A 17,114-nucleotide genomic window follows, 5' to 3' on the forward strand; every position below is an offset into this window, starting at 1 on the left:
GACCCCGGTGCCCGAACTACTCGGCGTCGCCCAACGGGACTTCGATCCACTCACCGGCCGGCTGGTGGTAGAAGCCCCTGCCGTCTGTGGTCCAGGCGATCCTCACATCGTCGTCGTTCGTGATCTCGGATATCCCAATCTCGTCCAGCCAACGCGGGATCTCGACCCGCTCGCCGGACTTCATGACAACGACCGTCTTGTCCTGGTGGGTCTCGATTCCCTCGATGCCGGCCTCTCGCATTGTCGCCCAATGCTCCGGCAGCCACGTGGTGTGGTCTGCCGGGTTCACGTCACGATTCGGGTCAGCGTCAGCCAACGTACGACGCTGTTTCACCCCTGAAACCAGTGTGTGCTTCAGCGGCTCAGGGGTGTAGACGCTGCTGACCCATACGGAGTTCGGTCCTCGCCCTCGGTCTGTGAGGCCGAATGCGAAAGTCATTCCTGACTTCAGGATGAGTTGCCAACGGTCACTCTCCCCCAGTGCCTCCCATGCTTCCCGGTACGTGCCTCCGAGCTGCTTGTACTCCCACCGAGCTTCCTGTTTCGGCTTCGCCTCCAGGATGCTGATCCGCTCATCCAGAGCCGCGATCCGCTTCCGGGCGCGTTCCCGGGTGATCTCCGACTTGGCAGTCTCCAGCTCCGCGAACACGTCATCCAGCGCAGTAGTCGCCTCCTTCAGCTCTTGCTCAGCCGAATCCCCTGGCACCCAGACCCGTTCCATCACCGGCAGGTCGCCAGCCTCATCCAGGAACGACTCCGCTACGGCCTTCTCGGCCTGGTCGGCAGGGATCATCGATGCCCGCTCGTGCTGCTGGATGTTTGGACAGCGGTAATAGAAGTACTCGTGGCCCCTCGATACGTTGCGGTTGTGCCACAGCGGCGAGTGGCACCAGTAGCAGAAGACAAGCCCGACGAGCGGGCTGGCGTCCGGTCGCCGGTAGTGACTCCGGCGCTCGCGGTGACCGTCAAATATCGACTGGAGTGCCTCCCACTCGTCCGCGTCCACCAGCGGAACATCCGCAAGCTGTAGCGGCATACCGTCATCACCACGGGCAACCTGACCCTGGTGATGGACGTATCCACGCAGCGCCGGGTTCGTAAGTAGGTTGCGGAGCGCAGTAGACCGCCAGTGCAAAGTCCGCTTCTCCCCCTCGGCCAAGATCAGCGACGGCTTCCCTACCTTCACCGTCTCGTAGTAGTCCCGTGGCGTCCTATAACCGTCATCGTTCAACTTCGACACCACCCGCGATACAGGCTTGCCGTCCAGCACGGCGGCTACGATCTCTCCGACCAGGCCGGCGGCCAGCTCGTCAATCTCGAGCATCCAGCCGCCACCAGGACGCTGCTTCTTGCGGTACCCGAACGGGGGTTTGCCACCTGCGAACCGAGCGGACTCCCTCAGCTTCACACGGGAGCCCCTTGCCCTCTCGCGGATGGCCTCCAGTTCCCCCTCTGCCAGGCCGGCGATGACGCTGGCCAGCATCCGACCAGCCCACGAGCTGAGGTCGATAGACTCAGAACAGGAAACCAGCGTCTTGTTGTGGTCCAAACACCAGCCGAACAGCTTGTTGAGTTGGATGGCGTTACGACCGAGTCGGTCGAGCTTCCAGGCGGCGATCACGTCGTATTCCTCGACACGGTGCTTCAGCCACTGCCCGAGCTGCGGAGTATCGAACGGGTCGACTGCACCGGATACGTCCGCATCCTCGGCCCAACCGACTACGGTATGGCCGTTGACATCGGCCCAGTGCTGGATCGTCTCGCGCTGGCGTTCGATGGAGGTCGACTCGTCTGTGAGCCTGGACAGTCGGAGCCTGCCGAGGACACGCAGACCTGGAGAAGACGGCTTCATGTCCTGTACGGTAGCGTGTTGTGTACAGGTTGATGTTCCACGAACCCCGAATCCCACCCAATACCGGCAACGCCATCCGCATGGTGGCGGGCACCGGCTGCGAACTGCACCTCGTGGGTCCACTCGGATTCGACCTGTCCGAGCCGAAACTCAAACGCGCCGGGCTCGACTACCACGACCTGGCGTCGGTGACCGTGCACGAGAACCTGGAGGCGGCCTGGGCCGCGGTGGAGCCTGCGCGGGTGTACGCCTTCACCGCCCACGCCACCGTGTCGTACGCCGACATCGCCTACCGGCCCGGCGACGTTCTGTTGTTCGGTCCCGAACCCACCGGACTGTCGGAGGAAGTGCTGGCGGATCCCCACGTGACGGAGCGACTCCGCATCCCCATGCTGCCCGGCCGGCGGTCGCTGAACCTGTCGAACGCCGCCGCCCTCGTCACGTACGAGGCGTGGCGGCAGCACGGATTCAAAGGGGCTGCGCTGTAGCTCCGACGGCTGCGGCCCCGATACCCGCGGCCGCGCCGGCACCGAGGGCGATGTCGAGGAAATCGCGCGCCGCACCCTGAACGCCGCGCACCGGGTCCCAGACGGCGGAGAGCCGCCGCGGAAGCGTCAACCCCTCCACCTGAACGGAGGCGAGGCGGCCGTCCGTCAGGTCGGCGGCCACCGCCAGCGACGACAGCACTGCCGGAGCGTTACCCGCCACGACGGCCGCCTTCACCGCCGTGCACGACGTCAACTCGAGCAACGGCGGGACGCACTGCGGCACCGCGTTCTCCAGAGTAGTGCGCGTCCCGGAACCGGACTCCCGCTGGATCATCGGCGTCGCGGCGAGTTCCGACACGGGAATCGGCGACCGTCGGACCCATTCGTGCTCCGGCGGCACCACGACCACCAGATGGTCGCGGCCGATCTCCCGCACCTGCAGTCCCGCCGGAATGTCCGGGCCCTCGACGAACCCGAGATCCGCCTCACCGGACAGCACCCGGGCGGTCACCTCGGACGAGTTGAGCAGCCGCACGTTGGTGACCACGTTCGGGTACTTGCGCCGCATCGCGACGGTCCACCCGGGGACCAGGTACTCGGCGATCGTCATGCTGGCCGCCACCGTCAGCCCGGCCTGCCGCTCGCCGCGCAGCGCCGCGACTCCCGACGCCAGTTCCTCGGCCGTGGCGAGGATGTGACTCGCCCATTCGAGGATGAGCGCACCCTCCGATGTGGGGCGTACCCCGCTGGCGCCGCGGCTGAACACCTTGATACCGAACTGCCGCTCGGCCGAACGCACCCGGGCGCTGACGGCCTGCTGACTGAGCCCGTGTTCGCGCCCCGCCGCGCCCATGCTTCCGAGCCGCTCGACGGACAGCAGGACGTCGAGGGCACTGAGTTCGGGTACTCGGGGGGACAGCGGCACAACCCTAGGCTAGTCCCACAAACGCGATTTGTGGGTATTCAACCACAAGCCTTCTACCGGCCACGACGATGCGTCGGCAAGCTCTAGGTATGACCCCGAATTGGTTCGCAGCAGTGATGGGCACCGGCATCCTCGCAGTCGTCGCCGCGGCATTTCCGGCGGGCCTTCCGGTCGCCCGGACGGCCGCCGAGATCTTCTGGCTGATCGCCGTGACGCTGCTCGTCGTGCTGACGACCGCACTGGTGCGGCACTGGATCCGTCGCCGCGACGACGCACTCGCGGACGCGCGCAGCCACACGATGTTCCCGTTCTACGGTGCCGTGTCGATGGCGGTGCTGACGGTCGGCGCCGGCACCGGATCCGCCGGTCGCGAACTTCTCGGCGGTGTCGCCGTCCCCGCGTCGGCCGCCCTGTGGACGGTCGGGACCGTCATCGGACTCGTCACCTACGTCGTGATGGCGCGCCGGCTGACCCGGCCCCACCAGGTGACCCCGGTGCCGTCCTGGCTCATGCCCGTCGTGCCGCCCATGGTGTCGGCCGCCACCGGTGCCGCACTGGTCAAGCACCTCCCGGACGGCGCGCCGCAGATCGCGATGCTGGCGGTCTGCTACACCCTGTTCGCGCTGGCGCTGGGCGCCGCGCTGACCGTCGCCGTCGTCGTCGGACGCCATCTGCTAAGCAACGGGCTCCCCGACACCCCGCTCGTGCCCACGCTCTGGATTCCGCTCGGCGTGATCGGACAGTCGGTGGCGGCGATCAATCTGCTCGGCGGGGCATCCGGCCACACCTGGCTCCACTCGGTGGGCGTGGTCTACGGGACCACGGTCGGCGCACTCGGCATCCTCGCCCTCGTGACCCTGGTCACGGTGACCGCCAGGGCCTTTCGCCGCGGGTTGACGTTCACGCCCAGCTGGTGGAGTTTCACGTTCCCCGTCGGCACCTGCGCGCTGGGCGCGAACTCGCTGGGCGTCGCGCTGGACTCGGTCGTGATCGTCGGCGCAGGCGTGACCCTGTGGTGCGCTCTTGTCCTGATCTGGAGCACCGTCGCGGTCCGCACACTGCGGCACGCCGCCGGGCAACGGGGTGGGCGCGTGGTCCGCGACGACCCCGCGGCCCACGCCCTCAGCGCGGTCCGCTGACCGCGAACCGGTGCTTCGGGTGTCAGGCGCCCGAATCGACGGGACGTCCGGACTGCATCCACGCGGACGTGCCGCCCGCGACCGACACGGCGTTGATCCCCCGTGCGTTCAGGTACTCCGCCGCCTGCAGGCTCCGGCCGCCCACCCCGCAGATCACGTAGACGACCTCGGCTTCCGGGATCTCGTCCACGCGCGCGACGAACTCACTGAGCGGAATCAGCGTCACACCCGGCACCCGCGCCTGGGCGTACTCGTCGGCCTCGCGCACATCGATGACGGGTGCGCCCGACGCCAATGCGCCGTCCAGGGCATTCAGGTCGACTTCGATCATTGCGTCTTCGCCTCTTCTCGTTCCGGCGCCGGGCCCGACGGTGGGCCGGGCGGCCTGTTGTACATCCGGCGCAGACGGTACGCGCCGTACACGACCAGTGCGATGACGGCCACGAATCCGAACCAGGGAATCAGCGCCCCCACGACCACGGCGCCGCCCTTGATCGCCGACAGCAGGGCGTGCCAGCCCGCGACGAGCCCTTCCCAGAAGTTGTCCGGACCGGGACTGGGCTGCTCGGCATCCGTGGAGGTGACGTCGATCATGAGCGTGGCCAGTGCCACCTGGTCGCTCAGCGACCGCTTCTGGGCGGTGAGGCTGTCCAGTTCGCCCTGACGCTCCGACAGCGCCCTCTCGGCTTCGATCAGATCCGCGGTGTTCGCCGCCGACGTGATGAGCCCCTGCAGCCGGGTGACGGATGCCGTCAACGCGCCGATCCGGGCGTCGAGATCCTGCGACTGCATCGTCACGTCGCTCTTCGTGACGCTGACGCTGGTGACCGTGCCCAGTTCCCGCAGATCGTCCAACGTCCGGGTGAGCGAATCGGCGGGCACCCGGATGGTCAGGGAACTGCTCGCGTCCTGATCATCGGAGCCCGGCTGTTCGGTGAGCTGGTCGACGCGTCCGCCCAGATCGTCGACCTTGTCCACGATCTGCCTGCCGACGGCCACCGGGTCGTCCGCCGTGAGCGCGACCTGACCGGTGATGATCTCCTGGCGGTCGGTGGGCGCCTGGTCCTTCGCGGGTTGCTGTACTGCGCCACCGATTTCCATCTGGCTCGAGTCCCCCGGTGTCGGGGCGGGCGACGGTTGGGAGGAATCACTGCCGGGACCACCACACCCCGCGAGCGCCAGCGAAGCCACGACGATCGCCGACAAGACGTATCTCCTCATGTCCGAATGCTAGCGGTGCCGGCTCACCTGAAGTCCCTGGATCTGGCGGACACCCGCAAATCCATCAGCTGCAGCCGATCCGCCACCACCGTCACCGCCCCCTCCGCGTTCTGCACCTTGCCGCGGACCAGCAGTGCGGGCGCCGTGTTGGCGAGCTTGCGGTATTTCGCCCACAACCCCACCGAACACACCACGTTGACCATCCCGGTCTCGTCCTCGAGGTTGATGAACGTGACCCCCGCGGCCGTCGCCGGGCGCTGCCGGTGGGTCACCGCCCCACCCACCAGAACCCGGTCGCCGTCGGGGACATCGAGCAGGTGCGCCGCCGGGACCACCCCGAGCGCGTCGAGTTGCGGGCGCAGGAACTGGGTGGGGTACGTGTCCGGGGACACCCCGGTGGCCCACACGTCCGCCGCGGCCAGTTCGAGATCACTCATCCCCGGCAGGGTCGGCGCGCGGGTGGACGCCCCGATCCCCGGCAGCCGGTCGCGGCGCTCCCCCGCCGCGGCGCCCGCCGCCCACAACGCCTCCCGGCGGGACAACCCGAAACTGTCGAGAGCACCTGCGGTGGCCAGCGATTCGGCTTGCGCCGTGCTCAGTTCCACCCGGCCGGCGAGGTCGAGGAACGACGTGTACGGCCCTCCGTCGCCGCGGGATTCGACGATCCGCTCGGCCAGCGCGGTCCCGATGTGCCGCACCTCCCCGAGCCCGAGACGCACCTCCGTCCCGCCCGCCTCGACGGTGGCGTGGGCGAGACTCGCATTGATGTCTGCGCCGTGCACCTGCACCCCGTGCCTGCGGGCGTCGGCCACCAGCGACTGCGGCGAGTAGAACCCCATCGGCTGCGCCCGCAGCAGACCGGCGCAAAACGCCGCCGAGTGATGCAACTTGAACCACGACGAATAGAACACCAGGGCGGCGAAACTCTGCGAATGACTTTCGGGGAAACCGAAATTCGCGAAAGCGAACAGCTTCTCGTAGATCCGGTCGGCCACATCGTCGCCGATCCCGTGCATCTCCCGCATGCCCCGGTAGAGCCGCCCCCTCAGCCGTTCCATCTTCTCGGGCGACCGTTTGGAACCCATGGCCCGGCGGAGCTGGTCGGCCTCGGCCGGGCTGAAACCCGCCACGTCGACCGCCATCTGCATCAACTGCTCCTGGAACAGCGGCACACCCAACGTCCGCTTCAGCGCCTTCTCCAGGGACGGGTGGTCGTAGGTCACCGGTTCGAGCTTGTTGCGGCGGCGGATGTACGGGTGCACCGATCCGCCCTGGATCGGACCGGGGCGGATGAGCGCCACCTCCACCACCAGGTCGTAGAAGTTCCGTGGTTTCAGCCTCGGCAGGGTGGCCATCTGGGCCCGTGACTCCACCTGAAACACCCCCACCGAGTCCGCCCGCTGCAACATCTCGTAGACGGCCTCCTCGGAGAGGTCCAGCTGCGACAGATCCACCTCGATCCCCTTGTGCTCGGCCACGAGGTCGATCATGTAGTGCAGCGCGGACAGCATGCCGAGGCCCAGCATGTCGAACTTCACCAGACCCACCGCCGCGCAATCGTCCTTGTCCCACTGCAGAACGCTGCGGTTCTCCATGCGCGCCCACTCCACCGGGCACACGTCGGCGATCGGCCGGTCGCAGATCACCATGCCGCCCGAGTGGATGCCGAGGTGCCGCGGAAACCCCTCGATCTGAGCGGCCAGTTCGAGGACGGCGGGCGGAATGTCGGTGCCGACCTCCTTCCCGATGCCACCCCAGCGGCTGACCTGTTTGCTCCACGCGTCCTGCTGCCCCTGCGAGAAACCCAGTGCCCGGGCCATGTCCCGCACCGAGGACTTTCCGCGGTACGTGATGACGTTCGCCACCTGCGCCGCGTACTGGCGGCCGTACTTGGCGTAGACGTGCTGGATGGCCTCCTCCCGGCGATCGGATTCGATGTCGACGTCGATGTCCGGGGGGCCGTCGCGTTCGGGTGAGAGGAACCGTTCGAACAGCAGTTTGTTGCGGACGGGATCCACGTTGGTGATGCCGATGGCGTAGCAGACGGCGGAGTTGGCCGCCGAACCCCTTCCCTGGCAGAGGATGTCGTTGTTCTTGCAGAACGACACGATGTCGTGGACCACCAGGAAGTAGCCCGGGAAGTTCAGCGCGGTGATGATGTCCAGTTCGTGCTCGATCTGCCGGTAGGCCTCCGGGCGGTCCGCCGGCGCACCGTACCGGCGGCGCGCCCCGTCCATCGTGAGCTGCCGCAGCCAGCTCGCCTCGGTGTGCCCGTCGGGCACGTCGAACGGTGGCAGTTGCGGCGCGATGAGCCGCAGGTCGAACGCACACTCCAGCCCGAGGTCCGCCGCACCGCGCACAGCTTCCGGGTACGCGGCGAAGAGGTGCGCCATCTCCTCACCGGACCGCAGGTGCGCTCCCCCGGCGGGCGCCAGGTGCCCGGCCGCGTCGTCGAGGCTCTGCCGGGCCCGGACGGCGGCCATCGCCATGGCCAGCCTCCGGCGCGGCGGTCCCGCGAAGTGCGCCGCCGTGGACGCGATCACCCGAAGTCCGTGCTGCTGTGCGAGTTCGGCGAGGTCGGCGTTGCGCTCACCGTCCTCCGCGATGCCGTGATGGGTGAGTTCCACCGTGACCCGGTCGGCCCCGAACCGGTCGATCAGCTCCCGCAGCCGGGCGGCCGCGGCGTCCGGGCCACCGTCGGCCAGGGCCTGACGCACATGCCCCTTCCGGCACCCGGTCAGGATCTGCCAGTGCCCCCCGGCCGCGTCGGTGAGACGGTCGAGGTCGTAGCGCAGCTTGCCCTTCTCCCCGCCCGCGAGATGCGCCGCCGCGATTTCCCGGGAGAGCCGCCGGTACCCGTCCTGACCTCGCGCCAGTACCAGCAGATGGGCGTCGTCCAATGTCAGTTCTGATCCGAACACGGTGCGCATGTTCAGTTCCTTCGCCGCCTCCGCGAACCGGACCACACCGTAGAACCCGTCGTGGTCGGTGAGTGCGATGGCCTCGAGACCGAGCCGGACGGCCTCCTCCACCAACTCTTCCGGCGGGGAGGCGCCGTCGAGGAAACTGAACGCCGAATGCGCGTGGAGTTCGGCGTACGGAACGGTGGAGCCGGTGCGCTCCTGACGGCCCGCCCGGTACTCCCCCCGCTTGCGGGACCACGCGGGGCTGTCGCCGCCGTCGCCCGGATACAGCGACTCCGGGCTGACCCGCCCCGGCCTGCCCGACAGGACGCGCTCCATCTCGGACCACGTCGGCGGACCGTTTCCCCAACCCATCGGGCACACCTCTTCATATCGCGCACGTGCCGTGCCGAAACCATGGAAGATGCCGCTGGGGAAGACGCATCATTCGAACGGGAGTTCGAATGCCTTCAGTGTGCCATCACACGCGCGGAGCGGTCAACGCGGGCCACCCGGATTCACGTCACGAGCGCGGTCAGGCCTCTCAGACGGTCCTCGACCGGCCTCCTCGGGCAGCTCACGCACTTGCCCGACCCGGGGGTCTCGTAGATCAGGCAGCACGACGCCCGCTGCGTGAACCGGCGCGACGATGCCCCGGCCCGGACGTCGACGAACCGCGGGTCCGGCATCACCACACCGACGCGGCGGAGTGCGTCCACCAGCCCCCGCGCGAAGATGCTGCCGCGTGCGCGATCGCCGCACGCCGTTCCCGCGTCGAGTGCCCGGTTGGCGATCGAATCCGTCGTGATCGCCCACATCGCGGCCTGCCGCACCCCGGACGCCGCGGCGAGAGCGTCGATGATCGGCGTCAGCGCGGCGGCCATGTCGGACGCCAGCTCGGACAGCCCCTCGGTGACCGGCAGTGCCGACGACGCGGTCAGGCCGCCGAGGTACCCGTCGTCCCGCAGGAATGCCACGGCGTCGCCGAGCCGCGGCCGGGCGGCGACACCCGTGACGAGCGCGGTCGCGATCGGAATCCCGGTCAGTGTCGAGCTGGCCGAGTACCACCACAGGGTGCCGTTGACCCGGGGGTCGTCGCTGCCCCACCGCCTCGCCGTGTCCGCGACCCGGTCCGCGAGCCAGCCCGGATCGGTCAGGCACACGGCCGGGAACGAGAAGGCGCCGGAGTACTCGATCTGATCGGCGATCATCGGGACGCGGCGGGCGGTCAGCTCGTACACACGCCGCAGTTGCTCATCCATCGGCCAACCCCAGGATCTCCATCGACAACCGCGGCGTCGACCGCATGATCGCGCGGATGCCGAACACCCCGCCGAGGACGGCGTCGTCCAGCACGTCGGCGGGCGGACCGGTGCTGATCACCCGTCCATCGTGCATCACGGCCAGCGTGTCGCAGTACTCGACGGCCAGCCGGAGGTCGTGCATGGTCACGACGATCGCCAGACCGTCGCACGCGAGGTCACGCAGCAGGTTCATCACCGTCAGCTGATGCCGCAGGTCTAGGTGGTTGGTGGGTTCGTCGAGCAGCAGCACCCTCGGCTGCTGCGCGAGAGCCCGGGCGATCGACACCCGCTGACGCTCCCCGCCCGACAGTGCCTGGACGTCGCGACCGGCGAGTTCGGCCAGCCCCACCTGACGGACGCACGTCTCGACGATCTCGCCGTCGGCGCCGTTCGCCCGTTCGAACCAGCCCCGGTGCGGGACGCGTCCGAGCGAAACGGATTCGCGCACAGTCAGTCCCGCGGACACCCGCGGTTCCTGGGTGCTCGCCCCGATGGTGCGGGCCAGTGCCCGCCGGCCCAGATCGGCTGTGTCCGCTCCGTCGACGACGACGGCGCCCCCGGTCGGGGTGAGCGCGCGGTAGCAGCAGCGCAGCGCGGTGGTCTTCCCGGAACCGTTGGGCCCGACCAACGCCAGCACCTCACCGGGACGCACGGAGAAGTCGACGCCGTGCAGCACTTCCCGCGGCCCGAGTTCGGCGCGGACCCGTTGCAGACTCAGCGCGGTCACTGTTCGGCCGTCCGGTACTGCCGGTAGAGCATCCAGACGAAGATCGGCGCTCCCACCAACGCGGTGACGACGCCGACCGGGATCTCGATGCTCCGTGCGACCGACCGCGCGGCCGTGTCCGCAGCGACCATCGCGATCGCGCCGAGGAATGCGGCGACGGGCAGCAGCCTCACCGCCCGTGCACCGACGACGTACCCGGCCAGGTGCGGCACCAGCAGACCGATGAAGCCGATGCCGCCCGCGACGGACACGGCGGCCCCGGCCAGCATCGACACACCGAGCAACTGCACCACGCGGAAGCGCCGCACGTTCATGCCGAGGGCGGCGGCGCCGTCGTCTCCCGCCTGCAGCAGGTCGATACGGCTCGCGCTCAGCATCATCGCGGCCCCCACCGTCGCGAGTGCCACGGCCGGGAAGATCGCCGTCGACCAGCGGGAGTCGCCGAACCCGCCAGCCAGCCAGTGCATCACCGAACTCAGTTGATGCTCGTCGGCGACGACCAGGATCGAGAACGTGATGAGCGCCGAGAACACCTGCGCCGATGCGACACCCACGAGGATGACGGCCGTCGGCTGCGGATACCGTCCGCCGATCGCCAGCGACAGGAACAGCGGCACCATCGCGCCCAGGAACGCCGCGACGGGAACGGTGAACGCGCCGAGTGCTCCCACCCCGAGCCCGAGCACCGTCACCACCACCACGCCGAACCCCGCCCCCGAGGACACGCCGAGCAGATAGGGATCGGCCAATGGATTGCGGGTCACCGCCTGCGCCACGGCGCCTGCCAGGGCCAGCGCGGCACCGACTGCCGCCGCGGTCAGCGCCCGCGGCAGCCGGGAGTCGAGGACGATCGACTCCCGCGCCTGCGACCACCAGGACTCGAATGCGCCGGGGGCCACCCGGTGCGCGACGATCGCCCAGACGTCGCCGACCGGGATGCGCACCGAACCGAACGACACCGCGAGGCCGACGACGAACAGGGTCGTCAGTGCGAGCAGCACCATCAGGCCCACGAAGCCGAGGCGTGCACGGGCCGGGTGCGGCGCCTGCGCCGGTGGTGCCGCACGTTCGACGGTGACGGTCATCGCGCGCCGACGGCGTCCGGATGCAGTGCCCGCGCGATCGTCTCCACCGACCGCACCAGGCGCGGGCTCTCGAAGAAGTCGTCGAGTGGCACCACGACGAACCGGCCGGCCTTCACGGCGGGTGTCGTCGACATGATCGGGTGCGATTTCAGGAAGTCGATCTTCGCCTGCGCACTCGTCGTACCGTAGTCGAGGACGACGATCGCCTCCGGGGCGCGTTCACCGATGATCTCCCAGGTGGACTTCGAATACGGCTTCTCCCCCTCGGCGAAGAGGTTGGCCGCACCCGCGTGGTCCGCGATGAGCTGGCCGACTCCCACACCGCCGATCGTCAGCGGGACGTCCTCGCCGGAATCGTAGAAGAACGTCGGAACCGGTGCGGTGCCTGCGATCTCGTCACGCACTGCCTGCAATCCGGACGTCACCCGGTCGGTGATCGCCCGCGCCTGGTCCGGGACTCCGAGGATCTCGCCGAGCTGCGTGTAGTCGCTGCGCAGCAGACCGATGTCGGGGAAACCCTGCCCGCAGTACTCGGAGAACAGGAAGGTGGGAATGCCCTGGTCGCCGAGGGATTCGCGCGACCGCCCCTCCTTCTCGTCGAACGCGCTCCGCATTCCACCGACCACCAGGTCGGGGTCGAGGTCGAGGATCTGCTCCCGGGTCGGGTATTCCTTCGCGAGTTTCGGGATCGTCGCGAAGGCGTCCGCGAACTCCGGCAGCGGGGTCGCGTCGCCGTACCCCGTGCCGACGATGCGGTCGCCGGCCCCCATCTCGATCAGCACCTCGGTGACATGATCGTTCATGCTGACGATGCGCTGGGGCGGGGCGTCGAACGTCTCCGTTCGATCGCAGTTCGTGACGGACACCGGCTCGGCGAAGGATTCGGCGGAAGCGGTCTGCCCCACGGACTCCCCGCGCGAACACCCGGCGACCACCAGCGCGGCCACAGCGAGCGTGACCAGACCGGTACTTCTGAACAACTGACCGTGCATGTAAACCTCATTGCGGCTCAGAGCCACGAATGAGAAGTCAGCAGACGCCCTGTGCGGCGCCTGCAGGACTCCGCTTCGTAGACCACGACGAAAAGGATGTCACACACCCCACGCCGGGTAATCGGGCTCGCCACCGAAATGATCTGGTGGCCTACCGTTGCGGGTCAGCGCCGGATTCGGACCGGCTTCCCCCGTGCGTGTGGCTGCAAGTGCGATGCCGAGTATGCACGATTTGCCGGGAGCCGCATCACACCCCCGTCGGTGACACCCCGATCCGCACTACAGTCGGCAGTCGCAGCTGCCCGCCCCAGACAAGCCGGAGATGACGCATGACACGTTGGGCCTCGACCGTTGTTTCACGCAAATGGTGGGTCCTGAGCCTCGCCGTCGTCGCCGTTCTGGTGAGCGGCGCGTGGGGCACCGGTGTCTTCGCGAAACTCAGCTCGGGCGGGTTCACCGATCCCGGTAGCGAATCCGCCGAAGTGGCCCGGATCGTCCAGGACAACCTGGGTCCGCAGACGCCGGACATCATCGCTATCTACACGGCACCCGACGGGAAGACCCTGGACGACATCGGCCCCGAGGTCACCGCGAGTCTCGACCGGTTCGCCGCCGAGGTGCCGACGTACTCGGTGACGTCGTACTGGACCGCGGACGCGGCGAGGAAGCAGCTGATGGTGTCGGAGGACGGCACCAAGGCGTCGGCCGCGATCACCGTCGACCCCGACGCCGGGATCACCGCCGCCACGTTCGACGACCTGCTGCCGAAGCTCGAGGTGGAGGGCATCGACACCGAGTTCGCGGGAAATTCGGTGGTGGGTGTGGCGTTCAACAACCGGCTGCAACAGGACCTGGTGCTGGCGGAGGCGATCGCGCTCCCGATCACTCTCGTGTTGCTGGTCTTCATCTTCGGCGGACTGGTGGCCGCGGCCGTTCCGGTGTTCGTCGGGTTGCTCTCGATCTTCAGCGCCCTGGCCACCCTGCGCCTGCTGACCCTCTTCACCGACGTCAGTTCGTTCGCAATCAACGTGGCGTCCCTGCTCGGACTGGGGCTCGCGATCGACTACGGCCTGTTCATCGTCGGACGTTTCCGCGAGGAACTGGAGTCCGGTGCCGACGTCGCGGAGGCGACCCGGCGCACCGTCCTGACCGCGGGCCGCACCGTGCTGTTCTCCGGTCTGCTTCTCGTGTGCGCGTTCTCGGGCATGCTCGTGTTTCCGCAGGACGTGATCAAGTCGCTCGGGTTCGGTGCGATGGCCGCGGTCGCGAGCGCGGCGCTGCTGTCACTCACCGCGGTCCCGGCGCTGCTCGCGATCCTGGGTCATCGCATCAACGCACTGACCTGGCGCAAGGATGCGGCGCAGCGTGGGGAGGTTCGCGCCCGCACGTTCTGGGGCTCCGTCGTCACGTGGGTGATGCGGCGGCCGGTCGCCATCGCGGTCGGCATCGTCGCGGGGTTGATGGTCCTCGCCTCGCCCCTGCTCAGCGCGTCACTCGGCGAGGTCACGTACACGGCGCTGCCGGAGAACGACCCCGCCCGCATCGCCACCGACACTCTCACCACCGAATTTCCCACCACCGGAAACGGCGCCACCCTCATCCTCCGGGGCACCGACGGCACGGCCCCGACCGCCGCCGACGGCGCCGCGGTCGCCCAGGCCGCCGGCCGGGTGGAGGGCATCGGGGCGGCCACCGTCGTCGCGTCCGGCAACGAGCTGGTCGCGGTCCAGGCCGTCTACTCCGAAGGCGTCACCACCGACGACCAGAGCGCCGCAGTGGACGGACTCCGTGCCATCACGCCGCCGGAGGGAACCGAACTCCTCGTCGGCGGCGGTCAGGCGACCGTCGACGACGGGAACGCGGCGATCGTGCACTGGATGCCGGTGATGATCGCGATCATGGTGGGTTCGACGCTCGTGCTGTTGTTCCTGGCGTTCGGCTCGGTGGTGCTGCCGATCAAGGCGGTCGCGATGGCGGGGCTGAGCCTCGCCGCCACGTTCGGTGTACTCACCTGGATCTTCGAGCTGGGCCACGGCGCGAGTCTGCTCGGGGTCAGTCCGGCACCGCTCGAGGCGACGTTCGTGGTCCTCATCCTCGCCGTGGTCTTCGGCCTGTCGACCGACTACGAGGTGTTCCTGATGTCACGCATGGTCGAGGCGCACGAGGCCGGCGCGACCACGGAGGAGGCGGTGCGCTTCGGCACCGAGCGCACGGGCCGCATCGTGACGGCCGCGGCGCTGCTGCTCGTGGTGGTGACCGGAGCGTTCACCATCTCCGGTCTGTCGATCATGCGGTTCCTCGGTGTGGGCATGATCGTCGCACTCGTCGTCGACGCGACGGTGGTCCGCATGCTCCTCGTTCCGTCCCTCGTGAAGCTGATGGGCGAGGCCAACTGGTGGGCCCCGGCCTGGATGAAGAAGGTGCACGCCAAGGTGGGTCTGGGCCACTAGTGCATTATCTTACTTTGGAGTAAGTTCGGGTCATGGCCACCTACCTCGTCACCGGCGGAACCGGATTTTTGGGTCGGCACGTGCTGCCCCTCATCCTCGACCGCGATGCATCAGCCGAGATCCACGTCCTCGTCCGGCGCGCGTCCGTCGCGCGCTGGGAGGCGCTCGTCGACGGCATGCCGGGCGGCGAACGAGTGCATCCGCTGATCGGCGACCTGACCGAGCCCGGCCTCGGACTCGCCGCGGCGCCGGCAGCCGATCACATCCTGCACCTCGGCGCGATCTACGACCTCACGGCGGGCGACGAACAGGCAACCACGAACGTCGACGGCACCCGCTCGGTGATCGCGCTGGCCCGGGAACTGGATGCGACTCTGCATCACGTCTCGTCCATCGCCGTCGCGGGGGATCACGAAGGTCCGTTCAGGGAAACGGATTTCGATCTCGGGCAGGGATTCCCCACCCCGTATCACCGCACCAAGTTCGAGGCGGAGAAGCTGGTGCGGGAAGCCGAGGGCCTGCGATGGCGCATCTACCGGCCCTCCGCGGTGGTCGGCAGTTCGGTCACCGGCGAGATGGACAAGATCGACGGCCCGTACTACCTCTTCCCCGCCATCGCGGCGCTCGCAAAACTCCCCGCGGCCCTCCCCGTGGCCGTCCCCCGGATCGGATCGACCAACGTCGTACCCGTCGACTACGTGGCCACGGCCATCGTGGAGTTGATGTCCGCACCCGGAAGGGACGGCCAGACGTTCCATCTCGTCAATCCACGTCCGCAGCCGGTCCGCGAGATCTACGCAGCGCTCGCCAAGGCTGCCGGGGCGCCGCATCCCGCGGCCGGACTGCCCGGCGGACTCGTCCGCCCCTTCCTCAATCCCACCCCCGACTCGGCCCTCGACACGGGCCGCAAGGCGGTGCTCGGCGCGCTCGGCATCCCTCCGGTACTCGTCGAGAACATGACGCTGCCCACAGTGTTCGTGAACGACGACACCCGGGAGGCGCTGCGCGGCACAGGCATCGACGTCCCGCGGTTCGCGTCGTACGCCGACCGGCTGTGGTCGTACTGGCGCGAGAACCTCGATCCCGATCGGGCGCGCCGGCCCCATCCGGCCGGACCGCTCGTGGGCAGACACGTGGTGATCACCGGGGCGTCGTCCGGGATCGGCCGGAGTTCCGCGATCGCGACGGCCCGCAAGGGCGCGAAGGTCATTCTCCTCGCCCGGCGCACCGAGGAACTCGACGCCGTGGTGGCCGAGATCCGCGCGACGGGCGGCGACGCCTACGGCTACCCCTGCGACATCACCGACGACGAGTCGGTCGAGCACACCGTCAAAGCCGTTCTCGCCGAGCACGATCACGTCGACATGCTCGTCAACAACGCCGGCCGGTCGATCCGTCGGGGCCTCTACCACTCCACGGACCGGCTCCACGATTTCGAGCGGACCATGGCCGTCAACTACTTCGGCGCGGTCCGGCTCGTCCTCGCCTTCCTCCCGCAGATGCGCGAGCGGCGGTTCGGGCACATCGTCAACATCAGCAGCGCCGGGGTCCAGGGCGCGACGCCGCGGTTCGCCGCCTATGTCGCCAGCAAATCGGCCCTCGACGGCTTCACCGACGTCGCGGCGTCCGAAACCCTTTCGGACGGAATCACGTTCACCACCATCCACATGCCACTGGTCGAGACGCCGATGATCGCGCCCACCGGCCGGTACAACGTCGGACCGATCACCTCTCCGGAGAAGGCGGCCGCGATGGTCGTCCGGGCGCTGATCGAACGCCCCAAGCGCATCGACGTCCCGACCGGCACGCTCGGGGAACTCGGCCACGTCTTCGCACCCGCCGTCAAGGATCGCGTGATGCACCAGATGTATCGCATGTTCCCCGATTCCCCGGCGGCGAAGGGGCAGAGCACGGACGACGCGGGGCCGGCCCCTCAGCACACGCCGGAACCCCGGCACCACACGTCGTCGGTGCTCGGCCGCGCCGCCCGGAAGGTCGGAAGGCTGGTGCCCGGCACCCACTGGTGAC

13 protein-coding genes and 1 riboswitch are annotated in these 17,114 nt (G+C 68.7%); of the genes, 4 read left to right on the forward strand and 9 right to left on the reverse strand.

Features of this window, described 5'->3' with window-relative positions:
- Window positions 1–16 precede the first annotated feature (16 nt).
- The gene (locus HGB39_RS31395; RefSeq protein ID WP_064080564.1) at window positions 17–1,852 is read right to left on the reverse strand and encodes a recombinase family protein; all 1,836 of its coding nucleotides are present in this window, start codon (window positions 1,850–1,852) and stop codon (window positions 17–19) included.
- Between the two features lie 20 nt (window positions 1,853–1,872).
- On the opposite strand from HGB39_RS31395, the gene HGB39_RS31400 reads away from it, so the two are divergent.
- The gene (locus HGB39_RS31400; RefSeq protein WP_064080565.1) at window positions 1,873–2,340 is read left to right on the forward strand and encodes a tRNA (cytidine(34)-2'-O)-methyltransferase; all 468 of its coding nucleotides are present in this window, start codon (window positions 1,873–1,875) and stop codon (window positions 2,338–2,340) included.
- On the opposite strand, the gene HGB39_RS31405 is transcribed toward HGB39_RS31400, so the two are convergent.
- Window positions 2,321–3,265, reverse strand: a complete 945-nt coding sequence (locus HGB39_RS31405; protein ID WP_005560184.1) for a LysR family transcriptional regulator — start codon at window positions 3,263–3,265, stop codon at window positions 2,321–2,323. The genes HGB39_RS31400 and HGB39_RS31405 overlap by 20 nt on opposite strands.
- A gap of 89 nt (window positions 3,266–3,354) precedes the next feature.
- Between HGB39_RS31405 and HGB39_RS31410 the strand changes: the two genes are divergently transcribed.
- The gene (locus tag HGB39_RS31410; protein WP_005560186.1) at window positions 3,355–4,404 is read left to right on the forward strand and encodes a TDT family transporter; all 1,050 of its coding nucleotides are present in this window, start codon (window positions 3,355–3,357) and stop codon (window positions 4,402–4,404) included.
- Between the two features lie 22 nt (window positions 4,405–4,426).
- On the opposite strand, the gene HGB39_RS31415 is transcribed toward HGB39_RS31410, so the two are convergent.
- The 7 genes from HGB39_RS31415 to HGB39_RS31445 form a co-directional block, all read right to left on the reverse strand.
- Window positions 4,427–4,735, reverse strand: a complete 309-nt coding sequence (locus HGB39_RS31415; RefSeq protein ID WP_005560188.1) for a rhodanese-like domain-containing protein — start codon at window positions 4,733–4,735, stop codon at window positions 4,427–4,429.
- Window positions 4,732–5,625 (reverse strand): DUF4349 domain-containing protein, encoded by an 894-nt coding sequence (locus HGB39_RS31420; RefSeq protein WP_043786659.1) that lies wholly within the window; start codon window positions 5,623–5,625, stop codon window positions 4,732–4,734. The genes HGB39_RS31415 and HGB39_RS31420 overlap by 4 nt, the downstream gene beginning before the upstream one ends.
- Before the next feature lie 23 nt (window positions 5,626–5,648).
- Window positions 5,649–8,903, reverse strand: a complete 3,255-nt coding sequence (locus HGB39_RS31425) for an error-prone DNA polymerase (protein ID WP_168442983.1) — start codon at window positions 8,901–8,903, stop codon at window positions 5,649–5,651.
- A 143-nt stretch (window positions 8,904–9,046) separates the two neighbouring features.
- Window positions 9,047–9,790, reverse strand: a complete 744-nt coding sequence (locus HGB39_RS31430) for a (2Fe-2S)-binding protein (RefSeq protein ID WP_005561691.1) — start codon at window positions 9,788–9,790, stop codon at window positions 9,047–9,049.
- Window positions 9,783–10,559 (reverse strand): ABC transporter ATP-binding protein, encoded by a 777-nt coding sequence (locus HGB39_RS31435; protein WP_005561689.1) that lies wholly within the window; start codon window positions 10,557–10,559, stop codon window positions 9,783–9,785. Before HGB39_RS31435 ends, HGB39_RS31430 begins: the two co-directional genes overlap by 8 nt.
- Window positions 10,556–11,644, reverse strand: a complete 1,089-nt coding sequence (locus HGB39_RS31440; RefSeq protein WP_005561687.1) for a FecCD family ABC transporter permease — start codon at window positions 11,642–11,644, stop codon at window positions 10,556–10,558. The genes HGB39_RS31435 and HGB39_RS31440 overlap by 4 nt, the downstream gene beginning before the upstream one ends.
- A complete protein-coding gene (locus HGB39_RS31445) occupies window positions 11,641–12,636 on the reverse strand; it encodes an ABC transporter substrate-binding protein (protein ID WP_005561685.1) in 996 nt (331 codons plus the stop codon). Before HGB39_RS31445 ends, HGB39_RS31440 begins: the two co-directional genes overlap by 4 nt.
- Window positions 12,637–12,731: 95 nt before the next feature.
- Window positions 12,732–12,863: riboswitch (cobalamin riboswitch) on the reverse strand.
- A gap of 102 nt (window positions 12,864–12,965) precedes the next feature.
- Between HGB39_RS31445 and HGB39_RS31450 the strand changes: the two genes are divergently transcribed.
- Both HGB39_RS31450 and HGB39_RS31455 read left to right on the forward strand, forming a co-directional pair.
- Window positions 12,966–15,086: an MMPL family transporter gene (locus HGB39_RS31450; RefSeq protein ID WP_005561683.1), complete on the forward strand. Its 2,121-nt coding sequence runs from the start codon at window positions 12,966–12,968 to the stop codon at window positions 15,084–15,086.
- A 32-nt stretch (window positions 15,087–15,118) separates the two neighbouring features.
- Window positions 15,119–17,113, forward strand: coding sequence for an SDR family oxidoreductase (locus HGB39_RS31455; RefSeq protein WP_054248809.1), 1,995 nt, complete (start codon window positions 15,119–15,121; stop codon window positions 17,111–17,113).
- Window position 17,114: the final 1 nt, after the last annotated feature.

The organism is Rhodococcus opacus, assembly GCF_012396235.1.
GTDB classification, from domain to species: Bacteria; Actinomycetota; Actinomycetes; order Mycobacteriales; family Mycobacteriaceae; genus Rhodococcus_F; species Rhodococcus_F opacus.